The sequence below is a fragment of the Burkholderia cepacia ATCC 25416 genome (assembly GCF_001411495.1).
Taxonomy (GTDB): Bacteria; Pseudomonadota; Gammaproteobacteria; order Burkholderiales; family Burkholderiaceae; genus Burkholderia; species Burkholderia cepacia.
The window spans coordinates 111,405-134,646 of sequence record NZ_CP012983.1 but is presented as its reverse complement, the minus strand read 5'-3'; the positions used below and the strand labels follow the sequence as shown (position 1 = coordinate 134,646).

The following is a 23,242-nucleotide window of genomic DNA, read 5'->3' as shown; positions in this document are numbered from 1 at the left end:
CGCAGTGGAGTTGACATCGGTCTTCGCGACGCCGCACTCAGTGACAACATTATTGCGCGACGTGAAACCTCATGAATTCCCGAGGGTTTTGCATTTCTTGGTCAACGATGACCGGCGACGTGACATCTTTCCTTCGCAAACAGTGACGACTTTATTTTGGTCTATGGTGCTGTCATGCCGTGATCGGCTGTTGTCGCAGTACAGCTGTGCCTCGGCGAAATAGAGTTGGGCGAGCGCCGCGTTGGTGGTTGTGGCTGGCGGTGGATGGCGCGTCGACCACGCGCCGCAGTCGAACGTGACGATGCCAGTTGACATGGTAAATTTCATGTTCCGAGCATCTGATCATTTTTACGAGCTACGGAAGTGTACATTTGCGCCGATAGACACGAAATCCGCGTTTGGATGTTCGCTTGGCTTTCAGCGACCTTATCCAGAGACCTCAATTTTTCGTTCTGCGTTGGAGGCGAATGTTGGAATCGAAAATCGGTAGCTTCGCACACATGCTACGGCAACATGGGTTACAGAAAGCGATCAGTGCCATTGTGCCGGTTGCATCAGCGTTTGGAATCATCTGCTTAACCGTGTATTTCGGCACGCTCGAGTTCACGCCGGATATTTCCTTCGCTCAGGGAGCCCTTGTTGCCGTACAAGCCGGTTTGACCGGGGGGATTTTTCTGGCCGTGCTCATAATTTCGCTGTCTGTACCGGCGTGGGTCTATTACATGCTTGGGATCAGGCCGGCAGAACTCGTGTCTCTAAGACGTCGGCGCGAGGCGATTAACCACCTCGTCACCAGATTTTTCTGCACCCAAGCGTTGACGATCTCCGCAGTGGCTGCGTGCGCCTACTTTCCTCAGCGTGCTGAGTCTCACGCAGCTATTTGCGTGGGTGTTGCTGTAATCGGTTTCATATGGTCCTGTATTTTCCTTGTGTCATGTCCACGCGTTTGGGGTGTGGAGGCATTGGAAAGTCGATGGACATTTTTCGTGTCGGTTGTGTTAGGCGCATTCACGACGGTCTCCTCGCTGGTAACGTTGAACTTACTCTGGGCGAGTTCGCCTGGCCATCATAGCAATTTTTGGTTTCTGATCACCGTCTTCGTCGTTGTCATATTGGGAGGGGCACAGGTAGCTATTGGGCTCCGGGACGTGGGCGCACAGTTAAGTATCAGCGCCATGCTGGTACTCGAAATAAGCCTGTTGCTTGGACCGCCGGTGCCTCGATTTATCGCGAACGCGGTTGGTATTGCTGAGAAGACGCCAGTAGACCTACTGGTTGGCAGTGAGCTGTGCAATGCCATTCGTACATCTGCCGCCGCACCCCAGCTTCGATGTGAGGGGAAAGGTCCATCCCTCGTAAAAAGCGTCGAGGTTCTTAACTCGTTGGGGAGTCGATGGGTGATTCGTATTCCTGCGTCAGGAAAGATATTGATTATTCCCGGTAAGGACTTGACCGTTGTGCGTGCGAACTAGCTGACTCATGGTCCACTTCCACCTGTTTTCACTCCTTCTCCAGCGGCATAAGTCCTTGCGGAGCTTCTTTGGGTAAAGCGGTTCCAGGCCGCTCTTGATGTCTGAGCGCTCGGTCGCCATCGCGTCGATATCGGCACGACGCGGCAGCGCAAAGATCAGCTTTTTGCGAATCGCGGGCGGTTCCTGATTTTCGGCCAGTCACCGATCGAAGAATGCCTCCGGCACGTCGTTGGTGATGCCGAAGACACCGAGAGCGGGCGCCGTTTGGGGATCGACAGGCTCTCGTCAGAAGCGAGAGCGAGGTCAAACGTTTCCGGCTCGAATTTCCGCATCGAACAGCTGCTTGGTCAAAGCCCCTACGACACACCTGCGAAACTTTCACTCTGACCGCTTGACGACGCATAAGGGACATTCGGTTGCGCGCCGCAAACGTCTACGATGGGTTGATCTGCGCCGGTCGCGCGTTGCAGGGCGGCGGTCGGCCGCCATGAACAGTCATTCGAGGTTGAAACGCGAGCATCTGCATCTTCTCGCCCAAAGGCCATTCGAAGAAGAGAGCGAGCATCGGTAAGTTCACCTCGTCCCATTTGAGATCTCGCTCTCTACGTACCACTCACTGCGTCGTTGCACTGTTTCGTCTACGACTCGTTTCGCGGGCGTGTACGGTTTGCGATGCTAGAGCCTCGGTCCACGACACAGATTTCGCGCTTTGCTTTGCGGTGTCAGACACTTGGAGTTTGCCAACCTTTGATTCCAGCGAGTCGATCCGATGATTGAGCATTTCAGTCGTGACTTTCCATCGCTCTGCATCACGAATCAAAGCGTCTCGTTCGTTACGGACCTGCGATTCCTGCCCCGCAGACTCCCACAGCGAGACCAACGAAAACAGGAATCCACTGAGCCCAATTGTCAGGACGTACTGAAGCACCGTACTAGCCACTCGGCTGGCCCGTCGCCCCTCGACCCTTTTATTAACCGACATGGGCTTCGTAAACCGCATCCAACCGACGCGAAGACGGTCAGCGAATGTCGGCAGCCCGTCTACGCTAGTGCATTGCATGCACGATACAAATGCCCGCCAGTGCCGCCGATGGATTATTTCTGAGCAAATTGAACGGGGCTTCTAATCCAATCTAAGACGATAAATTCCTCCCGCTGCTTCAATCATGCCGTAGTTGCGGGGTAAATGGTCACGAGGACTGTTCCAGCGTCCGTTCGTTCGGATATCAACTGGGCACCGGATTCCACGGTCGTCACCCGTTTTACAGTTGGCAAACCATTTGCTCCGGACGCAAGTTGTTGAGTCGCGCCTAGCGCGCGATTTCCATAAAAAACCTCCACCACTCGATCGTCGAGGGCACCATTTGAACCGCCAGGGACGGCGTAAAATGAATAATGTTTTTCTATTTCATTTGCGGCTTCGTCGTTCTGGAAGAAGCCATCAAATGTTACCTTCGAATCTTTATAGAACCGTTTGAAGGCGTTGTATCGGTCGACGAGTTGCGCCATAAACACCCCTATGAGCAAGATTATTTGTAAGTTAGGGGGTGAAGTTTACCCGTTCGAGACTTGAACTGATCGCGCTCGATATGAATGTCGCGGCGTCGCTGATCTTGCCGAGCTGAGGGCTACCTAAGACGCACGAATCGGTAACCCGCTCGTCGCGCAAGAGCCGACATCAACAAGTTAGACACGAAGGACCGCTCAGGGTAGTTCAGAGTCGTTCGCGCCGCCCCAGAACCGCTATTCGCTGTTGCGTACCGATTCTATCGTCGGGATTAACGCGCCAGAGAGATATGGCTTATTATCGTGACGCGCGGGTTTTTATCATCGCTTGGAACGCATCGCGTTCGCCTTCTAGTGTTTTTTTAAGTGTTCTGACTGGGGTAAGGAGCGTTTCGTTTGAGGGGCCGCAGTGGAAAGCCTTGCGGGTATTGGCTGACAGCACAGCCACGATCCAGAGTTAAATGAATCGTGAAGTCTAGAGTGTTTGGTTGGGGGGCGCTGGAATCCGGACTTTGGCTTGCCGATCGAACCGTACCGGGATACACGAGATGTCTGACCGAGGTCGCGAATCACACCGGGATGAGCAATCCCGGCTTGATCACCGCAGCCGATCCGGTGACGAAGTCGCCTTACAGTCACCACCGATTCATGATGGGGTATACCGGGATGCGGAAGGGACGTAACGGGTGCAGACCGTGGTCTGCACCCGTTTTCATTTTCTGTTGACCTTCCCGAATCTTCTCGGCCACTGACCAGGCTGATCGGGAGCGTGGAAACATGCACTTCCCATCTTCTTGTCATCGTTGAAAATCATTCAATCGCGAAGCCAATTATCAAGATCGACCGGAGGCAACAAAATACAACATCGCACCCTCGTACAGGCATGAGCCATGCATTTCGACCACGCCACCATCGTTACCGATGACATCGACGGTACCCGTTGCTTTTTCGATGAGGTTGTCGGTCTCGATACCGGGCCCCGACCGCCGTTCAGCGTGGACGGCTATTGGTTGTATCTCGATCGTCACCCGATGATTCACGTTACGCGCGCGACGCTTCCTGCGCAAAAAGGTCGTAGCACACCGCGTATCGATCATATTGCGCTGCGCATCGACGCGCGTCGCGAATGGGAGGCGTTGATCGAGCGGCTGACCACCAGGCGGATCGACTACACATTGAGCGACGTGCCGTTGTCCAACGAGCGACAGCTGTTCGTGTCTATTGCTCCGGGCGTTTGCGTCGAGTTCGTGACGGCACTCGCAACCAATGATCAAGGCGATATCAAGAATACTTGAACCGGCCACGCGATTTGCCGACCGCAGCCAACGCGCGTTATTACGCGCAGCGCGCGTCAGCGGCGCTGATCGTGACCGAAGCCACGCGGATTTCTCCGCAAGGTAAGGGTTACGCGTTTACGCCGGGTATTCACAGTGCGCGCAGATCGAAGGCCGGCGTAACGTGACAGAGGCGGTGCATGCAGAGGGAGGGGGCGCATCTTTTTACAGCTCTGGCATGCAGGCAGGATGTCGCCCCCGGCTTTCCACGATGGTGCGTTGCCGGTCGCGCCATCGGCGGTGGTGTTCGAAGGACAGATTCTTAACGGAGGAAACGGGCGATGAAACTCAATGATCAAAGGGTGTTGGTGGTTGGCGGAAGCTCCGGGATAGGTGAAGCGACAGCACGTGCATTTGCGGAGGCCGGAGCGACAGTGACGATTGCGTCGCGCGATGCGGCCAGGCTGGCGGCGAGCAAAGACAGGATCGGTTATGGCGTGAGCACCGGCGTGATGGACATTACCGACGACGCGAGCGTCCGTGCATTTCTCGATTCGGCGGGCGAATTCGACCACGTTGTCGTATCGGCCGCCCAGACAGCCACGGGGCCGGTGCGTGGTCTGGAGCTTGATGACGCCTACGCGGCGATGGACAGCAAGTTCTGGGGAGCGTATCGCATCGCACGGGCCGTCCGCATTCGGCAAGGTGGTTCCCTGACGTTTGTGTCGGGCTTTCTGAGTGTGCGGCCGAGCAAGAATTCGGTCTTGCAAGGCGCGATCAATGCGGCGCTTGAATCGTTGGCGAGAGGACTTGCGCTTGAACTTGCTCCGGTACGTGTCAATACGGTATCCCCGGGCCTGATTGCGACACCTCTCTGGTCGAAGATCGATGCTGAAGCGCGCGACCGGATGTACGAAGGCGCCGCGGCGCGATTGCCGGCCGGTCGAGTTGGACAACCCGAGGACGTCGCGAACGCCGTGCTCTACCTTGCGTCGACCCCTTATGCGACGGGTTCGACGGTGCTGGTAGACGGTGGTGGCGCGATCGCGTAGTACCCTGCGTCGGGACGCGTGCCGGTGAACCCAAAACATCATCGAACCTGACGGGCCGCGCCGTTGCGCGTGATCTTCCTTTACGGCCGCTTGCTGGTACCGCGCGTCCGCGATTTAGCGGAACTCCTTCGCGAATCGCTCACGTCCGTCCGGAGTTGGGGCGAAGGGGAGTATCCGCCTCATGAGCAGCCGTTCCGTCTACGCCACGGGCGTGTTCAGGATGCCGTCAACGCTGTCGAATACGCGGACGGCGGGACGGCTCCGACATGCGTGCCGAATCGTCGTCTGGCGTTTCCAGGCCAGACGAACGAATCGTTTGCAACATCGCTTCTTCAAAACGTTCCATGGCGGGTGTAAAGGTCCTGCCGCGGCGCCAGCGCAACGCAGCGATGCGCGCCAGGCCGTCGTCCGAGATAGTCGTCGTTTCGATTCGCGAGCCGGCCTGCACTGCCAGCGGGCTCGCGATTGTTGCGTAGTCGGCATGCTCGACGAGCCGTATCAGCGAATCGACATTGGCGGCCTCTAAGCGAACGTCCAGCGCAATGTTTGCACTCGCGCATGCGGCGTCGATTTGCCCGCGCATGGCGAATGTCCGATTCAGCAGCGCGAGCGGCTGGCGCGCAACTTCTTGCAGGCTGACGGTCTTTCCGGCCTTGCGACGCTTGGATCGCCGGACGAGCGCCAGCCGTTCCGTGAACAACGTTCTCTGCTCGATGTCCGCATTCGACAAGTGAGAGAACGACACGCCGATATCCAGTTCAGTTTCGATCAGCCCTTGATCGATCGCCGCGGCCGGGAGTTCGTGAACGGACACGCGCAGCTGAGAATGCCGGGCGAGTAGCGTCGATATCGTCGGTATCACGAGCGATCTTGCGTAGGTGTCGATCGCACCAATGCGCAATGTGCCGTGAACTTCGAGCGAGCGGTTCCGGACGTTGGCAAGCGTCACGTCGAGTTTTTCCAGGATCGGCTCGACTTCCGCGAACAGGTCCGCACCCGCTTGAGTGAGCAGAATGCCGCGACCCACCCGATCGAACAACGTCACGCCGAGCAGATCCGCGAGCTCACGGAGGTGCTGCGAGAGTGCCGATTGAGTCAAATGCAGTCGGGCTGCCCCGCGGGTCACACTGCCCGAGCGTGCGACCGCAATGAAGCTGCGCAGCAGGCGAAGATCGATGGCTGAATACATAACAGGGGCTAATGAATTGATGCGTAAAACATTAATTTACATCAGGTGATTCGAATCCTAACCTCTCACCCACGCATTCTTTCAACAGAGGTGAAGACATGCCGCACCTGATCATCGAATCCACGCCCGGGATTGCGCGACTGATCGATTTCCGATCCTTGACGAGCACGTTGCACAAACGGCTCGCGGCGCAAGGGCATGCTTTGTTATCCGAATTGAAGAGCCGCACCTATACGGCCGAGCAGTTCTTGTCCGGAGATGATCCGACAAACGAATTCGTCGTCGTCAGGCTGTTGCTGACGAAGCCCAGGAGCGAGCCGGTACTGCACGAAATGGGGAGACTGATTCACGACGTCGTGCGAGACGACGTCGAGCGTATCCAGCCGGCGTTCGGCTGGCAGTGCTGCGTACTCGTCTGCGATTTCAGCGGCGCGCCGTACATCAAGACCGTTCGTGACGGGACCCACGCCGAGACGGGTGCTTCTGCATGACGTGGCACGTACTAACAACAATTCATGGAGACTGAAATGGACATCATGCGCAGCACCGGGTGTGAGACGCCCGACGAGCGGAAAGCAATCCCGGCAGACTCGTCGCCCGCGGATCTCGACGCACTTTATCGACGCATCGGTTGGAAACTGATGCCGTTGCTTCTGGTGGCTCAGGTTCTTGCGTATCTCGACCGGGTTAACGTCGGGGCCGCGAAGCTGCAGATGGCAGGTGATCTTGGGTTGAGCGACACCGTCTACGGTATCGGCGCGGGGATATTCTTCGTCGGCTATTTCTTGTTCGAGGTACCGAGCAACCTCGTGCTGCATCGTGTGGGCGCGCGCGTGTGGATTGCCCGCATCATGGTGACCTGGGGTATCGTTTCGGCCGCCGCGGCGTGGGTACATTCTCCCGCCACTTTCTATCTGCAGCGGTTGATCCTTGGCGTAGCGGAGGCCGGATTTTTCCCTGGCATCGTGCTGTATCTGACCTACTGGTTTCCTGCTCACCGGCGCGGCCGGATGACGACGTTGTTCATGAGCGCGACGGCGGTCGCAGGCATTGTCGGCAACATGCTGTCGGGTTGGATCATGACGAATCTCGACGGATTCGCGGCGCTGTCCGGATGGCAATGGACGTTTGTAATCGAAGGCTTGCCGACGGTCGTCGTGGGCCTCGCCGTGCATTATCTGCTGCCGAGCCGCCCGAACGATGCCCGCTGGCTGTCGCCGGAAGAGGCGGATGCGGTGTTGCGAGGCCTCGATGTCAATGCAGGTCGTACCGAGGAGACGCAGCGCGCATCCAGGTTGTCGGCATCGGAGATGGTGTTGCTGACGACGATCTATTTCCTGCTTCTCGTCGGTCTGTACGGAATCGGCTTTTGGCTTCCGACGCTCGTGAAGGACACGGGTCTGACGAAACTGTCATGGATCGGCGTTTGCAGTGCGATTCCGTATTTGATTGCGGTGCTGGCGATGAATATCGGAGCACGTAGCGCGGACCGTGCGGGTAACTGGGCGGCCTATGTCGTAGGCGGCGCCGGTGTGGCATCGGTTGGTTTCATTTTGAGCGCATCGTTCAGTGGCGCTCTGCCGGCCGTGATCGCGGGGCTTTCACTCGCCGCTGCGGGCACGCTGACCGCATTGCCGCTGTTCTGGCATCTGCCGACCATGCGATTGACCGGCACGGCCGCGGCAGCGGGGATCGCGACGATCAATTGTTTCGGAAACCTTGCGGGCTTCGCCGGACCGATCGCGTTCGGGTGGTTGAAAGACCGTCATCACGATGCGATCGGGCCGACCATGTTGCTGGCACTGAGTGCCTTGTCGGCTGCGGTACTCACCGCGATTTATCGGCGGGTGGCGAGGCATTGAAGAGACGCATGCCGAGTTTGCCTGACCTGTCTCGGTGGGATCCGAATTTTTTGGTCTGGATTGAAAGTCTATTCATTTCAAGGCCCATTTTCAAAATATGGGCGTTTGCCGAAAATTAATCCCAAGCGCACGGTTTGGCGCGACATTCAATATCTGTTCATTCGTCATCATGCACCGCAACGCGGTGACATAGACGCAGACGCGCTTGTGCGTCATGTGGAGCTTATCTATGGCAATTCAGGTCGATCAAACGGATCGTGATTCAGTCAATCGGGCGCCGGATCAGCCGACGCGCCGTTCCTTCCTGACCAAGGCCGGTGTCGGCGCGGGTGCTTTCGCCGTCGGTGCGATGCTTCAAACGGCACAGGTCGGCGCGCAAACGAGTCATTCCCAATCGAACGCGGTCGCTGCGCCCGGGCGGGGAGAATTCTGGCCTGACGGCGCGCGGCTGGTCATTTCAATCTCGATGCAGTTCGAGGCGGGCGGGCAGCCCCCGAAGGGGGCCGACAATCCGTTCCCGAAGGTCGATTTCCCGGCGAGTGTCCCCGCCGATCTGGCCGCCGAAGCGTGGTTTGCGTATGGATATCGCGAAGGGATTCCCCGGATGCTGGATCTCTGGGATCGCCACGATGTGAAGGTGACGGCTCATATGATCGGCGAGGCAGCGAAGCGGCATCCGGAGATTGCTCGGGAGATCGTGGCGCGTGGCCATGAAGCGTCGGGCCACGGGCCGACGTGGAACTCGCAGTACGCGATGTCGCGGCCACAGGAACGCGAGTTCCTGATCCAGGCGCGATCGATGGTGGAAGAGGTGACTGGTCAACGCCCGATCGGCTATAACGCGAACTGGCTGCGACGCGGCCCGAACACACTGTCGTTGCTGCAGGAACTCGGTTACGTCTATCACATCGACGATACGAGCCGTGATGAGCCGTTCATCGAAAAGGTCAACGGCAAGGATTTCGTGGTGGTTCCGTACACACTGCGCAATAACGACATCCTGCTGGTCGAGGGCCGGAATTACTCTCCGGAAAAATTCCTCGAACAGATCAAGTTCGATTTCGATCAGCTGTACGAAGAGGCGGGATCGCGTCGACGCATGATGTCGATCAGCGCGCATGACCGTATCAGCGGAACGCCGCAGATGACGCGTGCATGGGACGCGTTTCTGCGTTATGCGAAGAGCCATCCCGGCGTTGCGTTCATGCGCAAGGACGACATTGCGCGGTTCGTACTGAAAAGCCCGATTACGGTACGCGAAAGCGAGACGATCTAGGGTACTGCCCGAGCGGCTTCGCACTGATGCGATCGCGCAGCACGTATTCCCGCCTGAACATTCAAAGCCGCATCATTTCCGGATTCATTTCATTTTTTCGAGCACACCGCAAAAGAGCCTGACATGAAAACCAGCACCGTCGTTTCCGTCGTTTCCCGCATCGCGTTGGCCGCCGCCACAGCTGCTGCCGCATTGCCGGCCGTTTCCGCCACCGACGACAATCTCGTGCAACCGAAAACGCTGATTGTCGACAAGAGTCTGTCGAAGCATCAGGCCGAGCAACAGATCCGTGCGGCACGCCTTTACGATACCTTCTGGAGCACGGGTGACGAGGCCCAGGCTCGAGAGGCGCTGGCGGCCGATTTCACCGACCGCACGTTGCCCGCCGGCCGGCCGCAGGGCATCGCGGGGCCACTCGCGGCATCGAAGGGTTTCCATGGCGCCGTGCCGGACGTTCACGCCGACGTTGAACAGATGATCGTCGCAGGCGACCGCGTCATCACCCATCTGCACTTCACCGGTCACTTCACGGGCAGCTTCAACGGCGTGCAGGGAAAGGGGCAGGTGGTCGACTTCATCGCGACGGACATCTATCGCGTTCGCGACGGCAAGATCACCGACAACTGGCATCTCGAGGACAATCTGACGTTCCTCCAGCAACTCGGCGTGGTCGCCGGGTAAACGGGCATGAGGCCGATCCCGCCGGTCGGCCTTTCCTGATTCGATCTGCATCGCGTTACCATGCCGGGGCCCACGCGGGGTATCGCGCGGCACAACCCATCATTATTTTCGCGTGACGCGATCATGGACAATCTCGGTGATATTCGCCTCTTCGTTGAAACGGCAAGCCAAGGCAGTCTTTCGGCTGCCGGCAGAAAGCTCGGCCTCTCTCCCGCCGCGGCGAGCGCCCGGCTCGTGAAGCTCGAGGGAGAACTCCATACTCAGCTGTTCGAGCGGTCGACCCGCAAGCTGCGCCTCACCGACGAAGGTCGCCTGTACCTCGTACATTGCCAGCATGCGCTGCAAACCCTGGAAGATGCGCGCGCTGCATTGCAGGCCGGACGGGCGTCGGTGAGTGGGGCGTTGCGCGTGTCGGCTACCTCCGATTTCGGACGCACCGTGCTACGTCGATGGCTCGACGAATTCAACGAACGCCACCCGAACGTCACGCTGACGCTGGTCCTGTCCGATTCGCTGTCACATTTGCTGCAGGACGACATCGATCTCGCGATCCGCTTCGGCGTGCCGGCCGACAGTTCGATGGTCGCCAAGCGCATGGCCGACAATCGCCGTGCACTATGTGCGTCGCCCGACTACATTGCCGCGCACGGTATGCCGAGCCATCCCGACGATTTGCGCGAACATCGGTTCATCGTACTTTCTTCGGCAGCGGGCGCGGCGAACAACTGGCGTTTCGCGCGCGATGGCGAGACAGCATTGTTCACGGCACCGCTCGACAGTTCACGTCAAACGAACGACGGTTCGCTTGCCCGCGAATGGGCGATAGAGGGTCGCGGCGTGGCCATGAAGTCGATCTGGGACATCGGCGCAGATCTGCAGGCCGGGCGGCTGAAGCTGCTCCTGCCGGAGTGGCGTTGCCCGGACGTGCCGGTGAACGCACTCTTTCAACGCACGCTTTATATGGCACCGCGCGTGCGCACACTGCTCGACTTCCTCGAAAAGCAGTTCTCCGAAGCTTCAGAAGCGTTGGCGCCGTTTCTGCGATAGCTCGCTTTATCGGCGGCTAACGATTTGGCCTGTATCCGCGCAGATCATTATGGCCAGTGAGCGAGTCGCGGGGAGGTCGGCGTCACTCATGGTTTCGAGTCGTTTCTGTCGTGCCGGAAATGCCGCGAATGCTCGTCGCCTGCCCAGGGTGACCTGGACCCATCACGTGTCGGCCGGGCGCGAGGCATCGCGTCGCGGAATGTCCGCTCGCCGTCTTCGTACGGCTCGGGAAGAGGCGATCCCGCTACGCGACGACACGGAGCCGGGTTCGACGCGACGCTCGCCGCTTTCCTCGCAGCCGGACACGACCAAGGTGATCCGGCATGCACGGGACTGTCAGCGAGCGCCGATTTTGAGCCTCCCGTTACCGGTCGTACTCGAAGGACTCGGTAAAGAGCGTGTCGACCGGATCGGACCAGTTCAAATTCACGAACGAGAAGTCCGTGCTGCCGGTCCAGCCGGCGACCGACGGAAACGCCACGCCCTGGTCGCCCGGCACGTTGAGCGTCACCGCAGCGCCCGGCTGGACCGGCAACGCCGATGCCGAACCATTGACGAACGTCGCCGCCGTCTGCCCGGCCGCGGTTGCGCGAATCTGCACGTTGCCGCGCTTGACGAACGGCAGTCCGGCTTTCGACGTCCAGGCCAGCGGAAAGGTCGTGCCGCCCACGAATGTATCGGCAGTGCCCGGCGTCAGCTTGTCGCGCGTGGATTGCGCCAGCTCGTGCCACGCGTACTGGCGCAACGCTTCGGGAAGCGGCGACGGCGTACGCAACCGAACCGTGTAGTGTTTGGCTGGTGTCGACGTGTTGCCGTTCTGATATACGTCGATCGTATAGGCGCTGAACGGCTTGATGTCGGCCAGCTCGGCGGCACTCAGTTGCGGTTTCGCCCACGCGGTATTGTTGCGCGGCGCGTCGCCGGGCCATGTGAACTGGCCCTGGGTGGCCGGATCCTGCGCGACGCCGGCGAGGCGGAAATTGTTGCGGCACAGCGCATTCTTCGCTAGTGCGGCAAGCTGCGCCGGCGTCTGCCCGCTCGCGATCTGCGCCCGGATGTTCAAGGTGTCGCAGGTGCCGCTCGACGGCTGCAGGAACACGCCGTTGCGCAAGCCGGGGCCGTTCACGATCGCGAAGTCCACGGCGGTACCGGTCGCATCGACAGCGCCCACCTGGAGGTTGAGCGAATCGACGAATGCATTGGTTCCCGTCGACGGGTTGGCCGGATTCAGCCAGTCCCATTTTTGCGCGTTCGCGTTCACCTTGCTCAATACCGCGCGCTGATTGCCGACCACGCGCCAGCCGTTGTCGCCGCTCGCGAGACTGCCCGCCCGCACCGCCAGTTGCACATGCTGCTGCATGCCATCGCGAATGCCGTCACTGCGCGTCCACGCGAGCTTGACCCACATCGTGTCACCGGCAACGACGCGGATGACTTCCGGCAAGCTGAAGCTGGCGTTGTTCATTGCATCGTCGGCGACGATCCCCGGCGTTCTGCCGGCCACTGCACCGAACTCCTGGTCGGCCGACATCCCGTTGTTGAGATATGCAGCCGGCACGCCGGCGTTCAGCGCACTCGATGCGACGTCGTCCACGAAGATCCGGCCGCACGCCGCTACGCTGCCGCCCGTTCGCGCGGTGCCGGTCGAGCCGGCGAAGCACTGGTTGAGTGCGGTCTGCAATGCGGCCAGATCGCTGGCGCTCGGCAAATTCGACACTACCGCACCGTTGATGGTCGCGGCGGCCGGCAGGCTCGCCTTGTCGCCGGCCTGCGGCGCGACACCAGCTGCTAGCTGAAGCTGTACCGGCGTATCGCTGGACGCGCCTGCCACCGAGCTGATCTGGACACCGCCATCCGGCAGCACGTTGACCTTCACCTGGTCGAGCAGCCGGTCGAGGCCCGGTGCGCCGGCGGTCAGCGGGCCGGAAATCAGGTCGACACCCGTATTGCCGGTCGCGGCCAGCAGGTCCGATAGCGCAGACGAATAAGCTTGCACGGTGCTCGCAACTGCCTGCGCGGTGACTTTGCTCTGCAGCAAGCCGGTGTCGGCGAGCAGCTTCGTCGGGTTGTCGCCGATGATCGTGGCGGCGATTGCATTCGTGATCGGCGTGATGTTGATGGTCTGCGTGCCGGCTTTCGCGCTGAGCGCGATCAGCGTGGCTTGCGAATCGGCGACGTTGCCGTACGCGGACAATGCGAACGGCGCGCTCAAGCCCGTTACGGTGCAATGAAACGCGCCGGTCGACGCATCGGCCGGGCAGTCCACCGCTTTGCCGGTGGCATCGACCAGCTTCACGGTGGAGCCCTGCATCGCCGCGCCGGCGGCCGCGACCCCGCTGACCGTCTGTGCTGTTGGTTCGGCAGGCGACGAGGACGAACTGCTACCGCCGCCGCAAGCCGACAGGACGAGCACTGCAATACCGGATACGACAGGTGTGAGCTTCATTGTTTTTTCCCCGAGAGCCTGCTGGTTGATACGTGCCATTTGCACTGCTCATGCACGCTGAATGGCCGGGATTCTCGCAAAGCCATTTTTTTTGATCATCATTCAGGTGGATGAAAATCAGGAAATAACATGGCACTGCATGCAAATAACCTGTGTTAGCCTGAAAACATTCGGTATTCGAAGCAATATCGTCAGACAAAATCAACATACGAAGATCGCGAAGCGACGGGGGGAGCATGCACCGTGACCAACTCATCGGGGACCTCTACGAGGCCGCGCTGCATCCGGATGGTTTTCTCGAAGTCTTTCACCGGGTATCCGAAAGCCTCGGTGCAAATGTATTTCACATGTTCAGTTGGGACGTCGCACGCAATGCGCCGAAATTCTCGATTTATTCACCGCGCGCGGAATTCGACGAGATCGTCGCGCTCTACGACCAGTATTACGGCGCGCTCGATCCACGCCGAGGCTTCGTGGAGAATGCACCGCTAGGCGAATTCGTTTGCTGCCAGGATTACCTGACCGAGCGCGATATCGAACGCAGCGAATTCTTCCAGGACTATCAGATTCCGTCGGGCATTCGCTATCTGATGGGCATTCGGTTCGCCCGCCCCGGTAGCGACAACATCTTGCTCGGGCTGTTGCGCGCACACGGGCGCCCGCCCTATTCACCGGAAGAGCGTGCGACGCTGACCGGCATGGCCGGGCATCTGCAACGTTCGATCAACCTGTGGCAGGACGCCAGGGTACTGCATCACGATGCGGCACTCGGTACCGAACTGATGGAGGAACTGGGCTTGTCCGTCTTCGCGCTGGACCGGCATGCACGCATCGTGTTCGTCAACAGGGCGGCCGAAGCGATGCTCCGCGCGGCCACCTGGATCAGGCTCGAGAACGGTCATCTTGGCGCGGTAAGTGCGCCTCAGAATGACGCGCTCAAGGCGGCGCTGGGGCGTGTCGCGAAAACCCGCAAAAGCGAGAGTCTGGCCTTGTCCAGCACCGTGAACGCCGCGCACGAAGTCTTTCTGAGCATCGCCGCCTTGTCCGGACACGGGCGGCATGCCGTTCTCGGCGATGCGACGCTGCTGGTCACGGCCAGGCAACGTAGCGGGGCGCCGCTCGTCGCCGCGCAACAGCTACGACAGGCGTTCGGCTTGTCGAGCGCGGAAGCCGCCGTCGCCGAAGCGTTGATCGGTGGCAAGACGCCGGACGAATGCGCGGCCAGCGCGGGCGTGTCGCTCGCGACCATTCGCACTCAATTGCGCGCGATTTACGAGAAGACGCACACCCGGAACCAGGCTGAGGCAGTGGGACGGATGCTCTGGGTGCTACCTCAGCATTCGCGCGGTGATTGATGCTTCGAAACCGCTCGCCGGATGAGGATAAGTCGCTTTCCGGCTCTGCGCGAGACCGCCGATCTCGCCGCAGTCGTGTGTCGCCTCGTTCACGGCGTAGTCGTAGTGGCGCAGGATCTGCCCAATCTGGTCGAGCAGGTGGCGCCCGCGTCGCCAGCCGTGGCACGTTCTCGAACACGATGAGTTCCACCGGGCCTTCCTTCCGTGCTTCACACGTCTGCCAGATACGCCCTTGCACGGCGAGAAAATGAACACGCAGTGCGGATGCTGGTTGCCGGCAGCGACATGGATGTCTGTGGCGGCCGCTTCGCCCCACGTTCAAAGCCGCGCGCGGAGCGCCGCAGCCCGCAGGGCGAATACCGAACGGGTGCCGCAGCCGGCGAAGCAGATCCTTGAATGGGAACGCGGAAGGGCCACGGTCGCGTTCGGGACGACGAGCTCAGGGGCTGGAGGTATGCGGATACGCGAGGCAGCACGCGCTCGCCGCGCGGCGAGCGCCCCTTCTCGTGGCCGCAAGGCCACAGTACTGGACACGCGGTTGCGCTATGCGTTCGCGTGATCGTGTGACATCAGAGACGAATCGATGCTCATTCGAGAACGGGGAAGCCTCATCATCAAGGTGCCACGCATCGAGCCACCCAAGCAAACGCCGACCGGGGGCGTCGATGAACCGATACCGACTCGATCAGTCGAGATGCATGTCGCACATTGGCCGAGATTGGGAAGAAAGATTGCGTTGATTCTCCACGCCTACAGGAAGTTGCTGAAGGCCCATTGAGGGCTAGGCAAGAAATTACGATGTCCACCCGACGAATACCATTAGTAGAACGACACAGGTATGTCGCGCTCGCGAAGCTTGCCAAAACCCGATTGCTTCCGATGCCAAATCGGCAAGCCGAAAGCTGGCGTTGGAGTATCACGCGGCGTTCGAGGCGTCGCACGTGCGCCGCGGCTCGGCGCACGGACTCGCTGTTCTGCTCCAGTTGGTCGTGCTCTTTCGCTTTATCGACGAAGCCCGCAAGCGCGAGCTACGCGCCGAGATCCTGGTGGCCAGCGAGTTTCCGTTGTAGATGAAAACGTGCCGTCGTCCCGTCAGTTGACCCGCGCTGACTCTCGCGACATGCTGATCATGGCGATCGATGTAGGACGCACGCGTCGCGGGCGGGATCGCCGCAAGTGCGTCAGGCATTCAGACAAGGCTTGAGATTAGATGGCACCCACATGTCGCCCGATGCCCGTGCCGGGCAATCGGGATACCGCCATCCGTCAACAAAGAATCGCCTTCCTCGATGACATTGGGCGAGACATCAGGGTGCTGAGGACACGACACATGATCACCCTTGCGAGCGACATAGCGGCCGTCGAAGCGCATTGTCGTTGAGCCAGTTTCGACTTTGCCGCCGTGGTCTGTAGCATCGCCGATGCGAATAAGGTTTATCATCGCCTTGATTTCAGTCTCCCTAATTGATGCAGTTTTTGACGAAGTCCGAGTATTTTTTCTTATTTAAATGCAATTATTGCGGATGGTCATCATCTCGAGACACGTCAAATGCCTTCATCTTGCCTATATTTAAATTAACCCATCCGATCGCAACTTTCCGTTAGCATTGTCTGGGCTATCTGCGGGAACCGAGATTTGCACACCATATGCAGCTGTGGAGGGGTTGCCGTCGTCGTCCGACATTTCCTGAAGCTCAACCTGCATCTTGCTTTTAGGCATAGGGAAGCTTGCGATAGCCGACACACCAAGATTTCGCAACTCTTGTTGACAATTGTGCGTCGCAGCCAAGCTGACGTATGAGAATTCCATAAGAAACGCAACAATTATAAATGAAGGATTCTTTACTTTCACATTACATTTTCGCGCAATAAAAATTGTAGAAGCGACGAACATTGGTCAATTTTGTCGTCGTAGCCAGCACCGTCACTCACACGGATGGGATTCTTCATTTAGCACCTTTCGGCTTAATAATTGGCTGAGGCGGAGCTATTCCGACACCATTCGCCCTTAGCCGGCTTTTCCTCACCCATCCTATCGTTGGCCCACCCTGCTTTGCGCCCAAGTATATTACCCGAGTGAATCCATTGTAGTTGGAATATGCATCAACCTGCTCGCTCGGCAAAATAAAGACTCCTTGCATTTTGCATGAATAATCCGGGGCAGAATAGAACTGGAGCCGCCCGTGTCCGACTACCACCCTACCAGCCCTATCACCCATTATAAAATCACCGTCTTGGGAGGCGCTGGCGTTTAATTTTCCGCAGTCGACGGCCGAAAGTGCAATAGGACAATACCCAGAAAGAGCAAATATTGTCACACCAATCAAGGTTGATCTCTTGACAATAAAATTAACATTCATATCAATCTTTACTTTAGATCGTATTGAGTTAGGTTGTACGGCTCGATCATCCTGCCAATTAGCTTCTTGCTGTAAATTGGGTCTGTCGCGTAGTGACCATCAAGGCCTCTCGCAAATCCAAATGGATCTGGAAGATGGGCCCGAGCCTCTGCGTACGGTTTTCGAGTGGCGAGGAGTTCAGCATGGAAATCGAATGCCTCCTTCCAGGTTGGGAATTTTTTAAATGGTTGAGGTATTCTAATTTCCTTCCCGTTGACAAACTCAGACGTCATTGCATTGACATAGTTTCCCGTTTCGAGATCATGCTTATTCGCCTTGATTCCAAATGGATTGTTACTTCCGTGCGGCATTCTTTTCCCGAAACCACTTTCAAGCGCCCATTGGGCAAGCGAAATAGATGCTGGAATTCCCCATTTAGATTGGCTTGCTTGAGCCGCTTCGATGACCTCCGCGGGGAAGGCCGCTGTCCCGATCGCAGAAGGGCGCCGGGTCGCAAAATTTCCGACGATTCCGATCGGATGAAAATGCCACGGATTGGGCTCCTTGGGAAACCCCTCCACGCTGGCGACTTGCTCCCACCACTGCAATTTACCGATCCGCTCGAGCTCCGCTTTCCACAACCACAGCAACTTCTTCATCAGCGGGGACAATGCTTCCCACTTGCCCAAGCCACCACCCCATTCACTTTCACACCGTACCACAAGGTGGGATAGGGCTTCCGCCGTCCACTGCGTTTCCTGCGCATGTTTCAACTCCTGCGCAGTGACCTTCCCATCTTGATTCGCATCGATCGCCTTCTCAAGCTTCGCGATCAGCGAACTCGCATTGACCTTCGTTGCACTTGTCTCGAATTCGGTCTTGTTTTCATCCGCCAGAAGCTGCTCGGTGACGTAGATGTAACGCTTGAGCATGTCGATCGGCAAGATGCTGGTGTTGTCGGCCAGTTCGAAGCCAGGCCAATCCCAAGGGCCACACATTCGCACGAGGGGAAGATTTTGCTCGCAAACCCAGCCCGCCCGCTTGCTGCCGTCCTTAGCACCGAGTTCGACGTAGTACCAAAACCGCCCCTTGTCGTCCTTTGCGATTTTGTCGGCACCGCTTTTCTCAAGGTCGGCTCGCCGGAAGACGTTGCGGAAGTCTGAGCCCGGCCCTCGCGCATTCGAGAAGCTCAGGGGGAAGTCCTTCCACGCCGGAATGATCCCGGTTGTCGTGGTGCCCGCGAAGCTACCATCGACCCACACCGGCGAGCCCGAATTGGTCAGAGTCGGCTTTGCATGGTGTCCCGCATTCGCGGGCATCGTGACCGTTTTCGGTTGCACTTTGATCCACTTGGCCTTGGCGCTGCTGTCGAGGGGGACGAGTTTCAGACCCGGTTGCAATTTCTGCTCCGGCTCCGGTAGGTCGGTGACCAGTAGCGCGCCTGGCGAGATTTCCAAAAAGGCGTTCTCAGGGGGACGCTCCTTGGCACGAGCCTGACTTTTTTTGATGAACTTCTCGAGTTCGGGGCCAGCGAACACTTCAAGATGAAGCTGAGAACGAGTCGGCTTCGCCGGCAGTAGTTTCGCGTCGGGGTAGCGCAGATAGTGCCCGAGATGACCAACAACATCCCCGGCGTTGATTCGATGAGGCGTCTTTAGGACGACGACCGTATCAAGTGGCTTGGGATCGACAATGAGATCCAACTCATTCTCGATCACATAGCCATATGGCGCATGCGGTGAAACCGGCTCGCCGACGACTGTTGCACCGGGCTTCCCTGATTTGATCGCCAGGATTTTCGCCCAACCTGGTTTGGCCTTGGCCTTCTCGTCCGTGTTCGAGATCGTAAGCTCGGCTCCGGTCGGCAAGATGCCGATGATCTTTCCGTTCGGGAGGTCGTAAATGTTGACACCAGTGATCGGTGGAGGCAGGGGCTTGGTATCTTTGGGAGCTTCGTCTTCCGGTGGGAGTTTGAAGTCGTTCTTGATGAAGTCGCCGAGAATATCGCGCGAAGGCAATGGCACTTTCGGATGCGGTACAGTCTGCTTACCTTTCGCCTTGTCACCCACCCGATAGTAGCGGTCGCCTTCCCAATACGACATCGGCTCGATGTTCGGCTGGGAGTGGTCGACTTTGCTTGCCTTCGCTTGTTTCGCTGCGGCCACGTAGCCGTCGTGGTCCATCGTGTGCATGTACAGGCTAAAGAACGTCAACGTCTCGTCTGGAGCCGGTTTGCTTGAAGCCGGTGCCGGTACCGCTGCTGTTCCTGATGCCGTCGTTGGTGCGGATCTGGCTGCCGCCGCCGCCTTGGCTTGCGATGCGGGATGAGCTGGAGCGCTCTTTGCGGTGTCCGCTTTTGCGGGCGCGGGTGGCGGGGGCGCGGGCGGAATTTGCAAGCGATGGCGAATCAGTACGAAGCCGGTCGAGTACAGTGCATGTCGACCGTCCTGGTACTCTTGTTCAGGATACTTGCTGTCGAGCCGGTATGCGACCACTTCACCGTCAGCGATTGCGCGGACGCCGTCGTCTTGCTTCAGTGACACACCTGTATTCTGGTCGAAATGGATACCGCCGTGCCACATACCGTTTGCACCAAGCGGGTAGTAGCCGTCTTCAGCGGTCGCCAGCGCCTTCATGTAGGTCATTGGATCGTCTGGATCTTCCTTACCCGCAGGCGTAAATGGAAATGCCCATTTCAGCGGAGTGAAAGGCTTGGGCACGGTTGCGCTAGGCGCGGCGGGCGTACTCGCCGGCTTGGCCGGGGCGGCCGACTTCGAGGGATGATTTGTGTCCATGTTTCTTGAGATCTCTCAGTTCTCTCTTCTTGCGGAAACGCGCCGTTCTCAGGCCGAACATCAGCCGGAGAACAACGAGCCGCGACCGCCGTCAGTCGATACCGGCGTCGCTTGCAAGGGATCGCGAATCGTCCCGCTTTCACCGCCGGATTTATCCCAACTTCCGCATTTTTCTAGAATTTGCCCGGTCGTCACGTTCTCGATCAGACCACCTTTGATGCTGATATATGAGCCGCCGGCGCCGATCCAGACTTCCTTCGCTGCCGTCAGAATCAACCGGCCGTCAGCGCTCTCGATCTTCACATCCTGCAGGGCCACCAGCGAGGCCGTGCTGCTTTGCGCCTGAATGTCTACAGAGCCCTTCGCTGCAAAAATCTTGATGCCGAGGTTCTGAGCGAACACACTGATCTTGTCGAGCACACTTACCAACAACGACTTGCCGGCCGCCAGGTTGACGTTTTGGCCGGCAACAACGTTCGCGTGCTGGTTCGCCGTGACATGCACTGATTGCTGCGTCGACGCTGCAATGCCTTCGGGGCTAGACAGCAACATCACGGGCTTCGCGAAACCGTTCACGCTCCCGGTGCCGCCGCCGGCCGTGCGGCCGCCGCTGGTCGAGCCTGCGACTGCACGCTGCGTCGCATCGGTGAACGACTTCAGTGCAGCCTGGCCGTCTTGCAGGCTCTCGGCACGATTTGTTTCGCTGGCCTTCGACACGGTTTCGAACACTGCCTCCGCGCCCGCAAGGGGCTCGGTTGCAGCCGTCACGTTCAGCGGCTGAGCGGTGGCCGGCTGTGTCGACACATACAGCCCCTGTTCAGCGCGCACCGCACCGTGCGCGCCCGACTTCAGGTCGAAGCCGTTGCCGAGGAACGCACCACGTGTGTTGTCGGATTGCTCGATCAGGTAGCCAAGATGTAGGTGGGAGCTGTAACTCGATGAGTAAAGGTGAACCCGGTTCTGGCCGCTCGAGTCATCCATGACGAGCTGGTTGAAACCATCGCCACCGTATTCACGAGACCGAAAGCCCGACAGCAGGCCGTGCGTATGCCATACGGGCATCGTCGCGCCACCGTGCAGCCTCGATATGATTACCGGCCTATCGCAATCGCCATTCACGAACCCCAGGAGCACTTGGTCATCTTTGCGCAACGGGAAGTAGCCGCCGCGCTTCGCGCCAGCGTCCGGCATCGCCGCGCGGATCCATGTCGTCGACTTCGTATTGCGATCGTTCCGGCTGTTCGACGTTCGGACCCGCACGCGGTTGCCATCGTCAGTGACGATCTCCTCTTCACTGTCCGTCACTACGATGGCCGTCTGCAGGTGCATTTCGGGCTTTTGGTGCTCGAATGGACTACGGAACGGTGTCTTGCGCCGTTGCGCCTCGATCTCGACATGGAAGAATCCGACGCTGCCATCACGATGGCTCACCGTGGCACCGGTCCCGCCCGCTTGAACCTGCTCGATTTCGCTACGCAGGCTTCGCGGAAACCGCGTGAGCGTGTCTATGCCCGGTAAGTTGTTCTGAATCAGCCAGTCGCTTGCGATGACCGAAAGTTCGCGCTCGTCTTCCGGCAGGGTGTCGAGGACGGGATGCCCCGACACCTTGAACCAGTAACCGGGAAGGGCGTAACGTGGGCTGCCGGTTGCGAAATAGCGCTTCGACCGAGATGCCCATTCCTCGGTGCGAATGCGGGCCTGCTGTTCTCCGACGTCGGATCCCGCCCAGGTCTGAGACCCGGTATAGAGATAGTCCTCACCTTGACCTGGCAAATTCTCCAGATCCGCGGCTGGCGTGCTGACCTGCTGATCGAGGTTGGGGCGCTTGTAGTCGGCCGTGCCGATCGTGAGAGTGTCACTTTGCGCATCTTGCTGCTCGCTCAACTGGGTGAGCCCGTCGAAATCTTCATCCGTGCCGGCATGACTGAACTTCATTTCCACATTCGGCAGCGACGGCCCGAAATAGAGGTCGTCCATCATGACTACCTTGTGGGCCTTCCCGTCTTTCGCGAAGTCGAATCGCATGAACACCCCGACTTCCTCGAGACTCCGGTGCACGAAATTCCAGTCGGTTTCCCACTGAACGCGATGCGAATACGAGCGGATCGTCCCGCGCAACTCGAGGCCGTAATTGCCAGATGCCTGCGGATGCTTGTTCAACACGTCGGTCAGGATCTGCCAGCCGCCGGCCTCCTGCCAGTCGCGCCGATCGCTGCTGAGCTTCAAGAAGCTCAACCAGGAAGAAAATTGGAGCTGAAAGTAGGAGATAGAACCGTCGTATCCCAGCCGACGAGCCCGCTGCACGTAACCATGAATCGGCAGGTAACCACCGTCGGTCTGCTGTATCCAGAGTGTGACGGGTTTCAGCATCAGCGCATTGAGCTTGATCTTGTCGCCCATGACCGACGAAGCGTCGACAACGACTTCGAAATTGCGTCCAAGTCTGGCGCTGATCTTGACGTACAGCGGCACAAGCCAGTCTTCACCAAGTGGTGTATCGAGCTTGATGATGCGATCGAACTGTGCGTGCCCTCCGCGTAGCGCCTTCAGCAACACTTGCCCACTCATGCGGATACCCCGTCTGATGGTAGATAAATGCAGCGATTATTGCCCTCTCAGAGCTGCATTTGAATTTGTAAGAATCGGTGTCGTCGCAATTGATTATTCTTTCATTAACCATACAGATCCGTCGCTAATTAGAAGCACCGCGCGCGGGTCTTTTATCAATCGCTTCGACTAGAAAGTCATTTTGCGCTCGTATGGTAATACAAGTAGTCACAATTGCGCGTTCTAGCGTGGGGCGACCGTCAGCGATTGTTAAATTTCTTTCACGTGCTGGATGGTGGGAGTGGCAAGGACAGCGGGGGGGCTGTGTGCTCAAGCCGGGGCCACGTCGCGACCTAATTCATTGAATGTCAAATAGACGTTGAGTCAGCAATCAGAATAAT

Annotated in this window: 17 protein-coding genes and 2 pseudogenes; 11 read left to right on the top strand and 8 right to left on the bottom strand. The window is 58.6% G+C overall.

The genetic code is table 11. The features are described 5' to 3' along the window. Nucleotides 1-69: 69 nt before the first annotated feature. Nucleotides 70-315 carry a hypothetical protein gene (locus APZ15_RS41415; RefSeq protein WP_138143338.1) on the bottom strand — a complete coding sequence of 82 codons (246 nt, stop codon included), beginning with the start codon at nucleotides 313-315 and terminating at the stop codon, nucleotides 70-72. A 155-nt stretch (nucleotides 316-470) separates the two neighbouring features. Between APZ15_RS41415 and APZ15_RS41410 the strand changes: the two genes are divergently transcribed. Continuing rightward, nucleotides 471-1,472, top strand: a complete 1,002-nt coding sequence (locus APZ15_RS41410) for a hypothetical protein (protein WP_138143337.1) — start codon at nucleotides 471-473, stop codon at nucleotides 1,470-1,472. Nucleotides 1,473-2,636: 1,164 nt separating this feature from the next. Here APZ15_RS41410 and APZ15_RS41405 read toward each other — a convergent pair. Beyond that, nucleotides 2,637-2,981 carry a hypothetical protein gene (locus tag APZ15_RS41405; protein WP_138143336.1) on the bottom strand — a complete coding sequence of 115 codons (345 nt, stop codon included), beginning with the start codon at nucleotides 2,979-2,981 and terminating at the stop codon, nucleotides 2,637-2,639. Nucleotides 2,982-3,868: 887 nt separating this feature from the next. Between APZ15_RS41405 and APZ15_RS32980 the strand changes: the two genes are divergently transcribed. From APZ15_RS32980 to APZ15_RS32975, 3 genes and pseudogenes are all read left to right on the top strand, one after another. Beyond that, nucleotides 3,869-4,273: a VOC family protein gene (locus APZ15_RS32980; RefSeq protein WP_049096763.1), complete on the top strand. Its 405-nt coding sequence runs from the start codon at nucleotides 3,869-3,871 to the stop codon at nucleotides 4,271-4,273. A 17-nt stretch (nucleotides 4,274-4,290) separates the two neighbouring features. Further along, nucleotides 4,291-4,573, top strand: a pseudogene (locus APZ15_RS40265) (oxidoreductase); the annotation flags it as partial. Nucleotides 4,574-4,593: 20 nt separating this feature from the next. Further along, nucleotides 4,594-5,304 (top strand): SDR family oxidoreductase, encoded by a 711-nt coding sequence (locus APZ15_RS32975; protein WP_027792256.1) that lies wholly within the window; start codon nucleotides 4,594-4,596, stop codon nucleotides 5,302-5,304. 226 nt (nucleotides 5,305-5,530) lie between these two features. Here the strand turns inward: APZ15_RS32975 and APZ15_RS32970 are convergent, their stop codons facing one another. Next, nucleotides 5,531-6,493: a LysR substrate-binding domain-containing protein gene (locus APZ15_RS32970; RefSeq protein ID WP_027792257.1), complete on the bottom strand. Its 963-nt coding sequence runs from the start codon at nucleotides 6,491-6,493 to the stop codon at nucleotides 5,531-5,533. Nucleotides 6,494-6,591: 98 nt separating this feature from the next. Here APZ15_RS32970 and APZ15_RS32965 point away from each other — a divergent pair, with 98 nt between their 5' ends. The 5 genes from APZ15_RS32965 (at nucleotide 6,592) to APZ15_RS32945 (ending at nucleotide 11,359) form a co-directional block, all read left to right on the top strand. Next, entirely contained in the window at nucleotides 6,592-6,984 is a 393-nt protein-coding gene (locus APZ15_RS32965) for a 5-carboxymethyl-2-hydroxymuconate Delta-isomerase (protein WP_027792258.1), read from the top strand. Nucleotides 6,985-7,029: 45 nt separating this feature from the next. Next, a complete protein-coding gene (locus APZ15_RS32960; RefSeq protein ID WP_027792259.1) occupies nucleotides 7,030-8,355 on the top strand; it encodes an MFS transporter in 1,326 nt (441 codons plus the stop codon). A 229-nt stretch (nucleotides 8,356-8,584) separates the two neighbouring features. Continuing rightward, nucleotides 8,585-9,631 (top strand): polysaccharide deacetylase family protein, encoded by a 1,047-nt coding sequence (locus tag APZ15_RS32955; protein WP_049096765.1) that lies wholly within the window; start codon nucleotides 8,585-8,587, stop codon nucleotides 9,629-9,631. A gap of 123 nt (nucleotides 9,632-9,754) precedes the next feature. Continuing rightward, nucleotides 9,755-10,312: an ester cyclase gene (locus tag APZ15_RS32950; RefSeq protein ID WP_027792261.1), complete on the top strand. Its 558-nt coding sequence runs from the start codon at nucleotides 9,755-9,757 to the stop codon at nucleotides 10,310-10,312. 123 nt (nucleotides 10,313-10,435) lie between these two features. Next, complete coding sequence (locus tag APZ15_RS32945) at nucleotides 10,436-11,359, top strand: LysR family transcriptional regulator (RefSeq protein WP_027792262.1); 924 nt, start codon at nucleotides 10,436-10,438, stop codon at nucleotides 11,357-11,359. Between the two features lie 364 nt (nucleotides 11,360-11,723). Here APZ15_RS32945 and APZ15_RS32940 read toward each other — a convergent pair whose 3' ends face one another. Next, nucleotides 11,724-13,805 (bottom strand): hypothetical protein, encoded by a 2,082-nt coding sequence (locus APZ15_RS32940; RefSeq protein ID WP_027792263.1) that lies wholly within the window; start codon nucleotides 13,803-13,805, stop codon nucleotides 11,724-11,726. A 236-nt stretch (nucleotides 13,806-14,041) separates the two neighbouring features. On the opposite strand from APZ15_RS32940, the gene APZ15_RS32935 reads away from it, so the two are divergent. After that, nucleotides 14,042-15,160 carry a helix-turn-helix transcriptional regulator gene (locus APZ15_RS32935; RefSeq protein ID WP_027792264.1) on the top strand — a complete coding sequence of 373 codons (1,119 nt, stop codon included), beginning with the start codon at nucleotides 14,042-14,044 and terminating at the stop codon, nucleotides 15,158-15,160. Nucleotides 15,161-15,196: 36 nt separating this feature from the next. On the opposite strand, the pseudogene APZ15_RS42415 reads toward APZ15_RS32935, so the two are convergent. Next, nucleotides 15,197-15,475 (bottom strand): annotated as a pseudogene (locus APZ15_RS42415) (DNA cytosine methyltransferase); the annotation flags it as partial. A gap of 593 nt (nucleotides 15,476-16,068) precedes the next feature. Between APZ15_RS42415 and APZ15_RS41400 the strand changes: the two are divergent. After that, a complete protein-coding gene (locus tag APZ15_RS41400; RefSeq protein WP_155253153.1) occupies nucleotides 16,069-16,230 on the top strand; it encodes a hypothetical protein in 162 nt (53 codons plus the stop codon). Between the two features lie 119 nt (nucleotides 16,231-16,349). Here APZ15_RS41400 and APZ15_RS40255 read toward each other — a convergent pair whose 3' ends face one another. The 3 genes from APZ15_RS40255 to APZ15_RS32925 form a co-directional block, all read right to left on the bottom strand. Continuing rightward, complete coding sequence (locus APZ15_RS40255; RefSeq protein ID WP_080981959.1) at nucleotides 16,350-16,601, bottom strand: PAAR domain-containing protein; 252 nt, start codon at nucleotides 16,599-16,601, stop codon at nucleotides 16,350-16,352. A gap of 927 nt (nucleotides 16,602-17,528) precedes the next feature. Beyond that, the gene (locus APZ15_RS32930) at nucleotides 17,529-20,294 is read right to left on the bottom strand and encodes a glycoside hydrolase family 73 protein (RefSeq protein WP_027792265.1); all 2,766 of its coding nucleotides are present in this window, start codon (nucleotides 20,292-20,294) and stop codon (nucleotides 17,529-17,531) included. Nucleotides 20,295-20,354: 60 nt separating this feature from the next. Next, the gene (locus tag APZ15_RS32925) at nucleotides 20,355-22,862 is read right to left on the bottom strand and encodes a type VI secretion system Vgr family protein (protein ID WP_027792266.1); all 2,508 of its coding nucleotides are present in this window, start codon (nucleotides 22,860-22,862) and stop codon (nucleotides 20,355-20,357) included. Nucleotides 22,863-23,242: the final 380 nt, after the last annotated feature.

Excerpts from the sequence above, each read along its gene's own strand:
- APZ15_RS41415 (WP_138143338.1), bottom strand. The coding sequence starts at position 315 with ATGTCAACTGGCATCGTCACGTTCGACTGCGGCGCGTGGTCGACGCGC.
- APZ15_RS41405 (WP_138143336.1), bottom strand. The coding sequence starts at position 2,981 with ATGGCGCAACTCGTCGACCGATACAACGCCTTCAAACGGTTCTATAAA.
- APZ15_RS32980 (WP_049096763.1), top strand. The coding sequence starts at position 3,869 with ATGCATTTCGACCACGCCACCATCGTTACCGATGACATCGACGGTACC.
- APZ15_RS32975 (WP_027792256.1), top strand. The coding sequence starts at position 4,594 with ATGAAACTCAATGATCAAAGGGTGTTGGTGGTTGGCGGAAGCTCCGGG.
- APZ15_RS32970 (WP_027792257.1), bottom strand. The coding sequence starts at position 6,493 with ATGTATTCAGCCATCGATCTTCGCCTGCTGCGCAGCTTCATTGCGGTC.
- APZ15_RS32965 (WP_027792258.1), top strand. The coding sequence starts at position 6,592 with ATGCCGCACCTGATCATCGAATCCACGCCCGGGATTGCGCGACTGATC.
- APZ15_RS32960 (WP_027792259.1), top strand. The coding sequence starts at position 7,030 with ATGCGCAGCACCGGGTGTGAGACGCCCGACGAGCGGAAAGCAATCCCG.
- APZ15_RS32955 (WP_049096765.1), top strand. The coding sequence starts at position 8,585 with ATGGCAATTCAGGTCGATCAAACGGATCGTGATTCAGTCAATCGGGCG.
- APZ15_RS32950 (WP_027792261.1), top strand. The coding sequence starts at position 9,755 with ATGAAAACCAGCACCGTCGTTTCCGTCGTTTCCCGCATCGCGTTGGCC.
- APZ15_RS32945 (WP_027792262.1), top strand. The coding sequence starts at position 10,436 with ATGGACAATCTCGGTGATATTCGCCTCTTCGTTGAAACGGCAAGCCAA.
- APZ15_RS32940 (WP_027792263.1), bottom strand. The coding sequence starts at position 13,805 with ATGAAGCTCACACCTGTCGTATCCGGTATTGCAGTGCTCGTCCTGTCG.
- APZ15_RS32935 (WP_027792264.1), top strand. The coding sequence starts at position 14,042 with ATGCACCGTGACCAACTCATCGGGGACCTCTACGAGGCCGCGCTGCAT.
- APZ15_RS40255 (WP_080981959.1), bottom strand. The coding sequence starts at position 16,601 with ATGATAAACCTTATTCGCATCGGCGATGCTACAGACCACGGCGGCAAA.
- APZ15_RS32930 (WP_027792265.1), bottom strand. The coding sequence starts at position 20,294 with ATGGACACAAATCATCCCTCGAAGTCGGCCGCCCCGGCCAAGCCGGCG.
- APZ15_RS32925 (WP_027792266.1), bottom strand. The coding sequence starts at position 22,862 with ATGAGTGGGCAAGTGTTGCTGAAGGCGCTACGCGGAGGGCACGCACAG.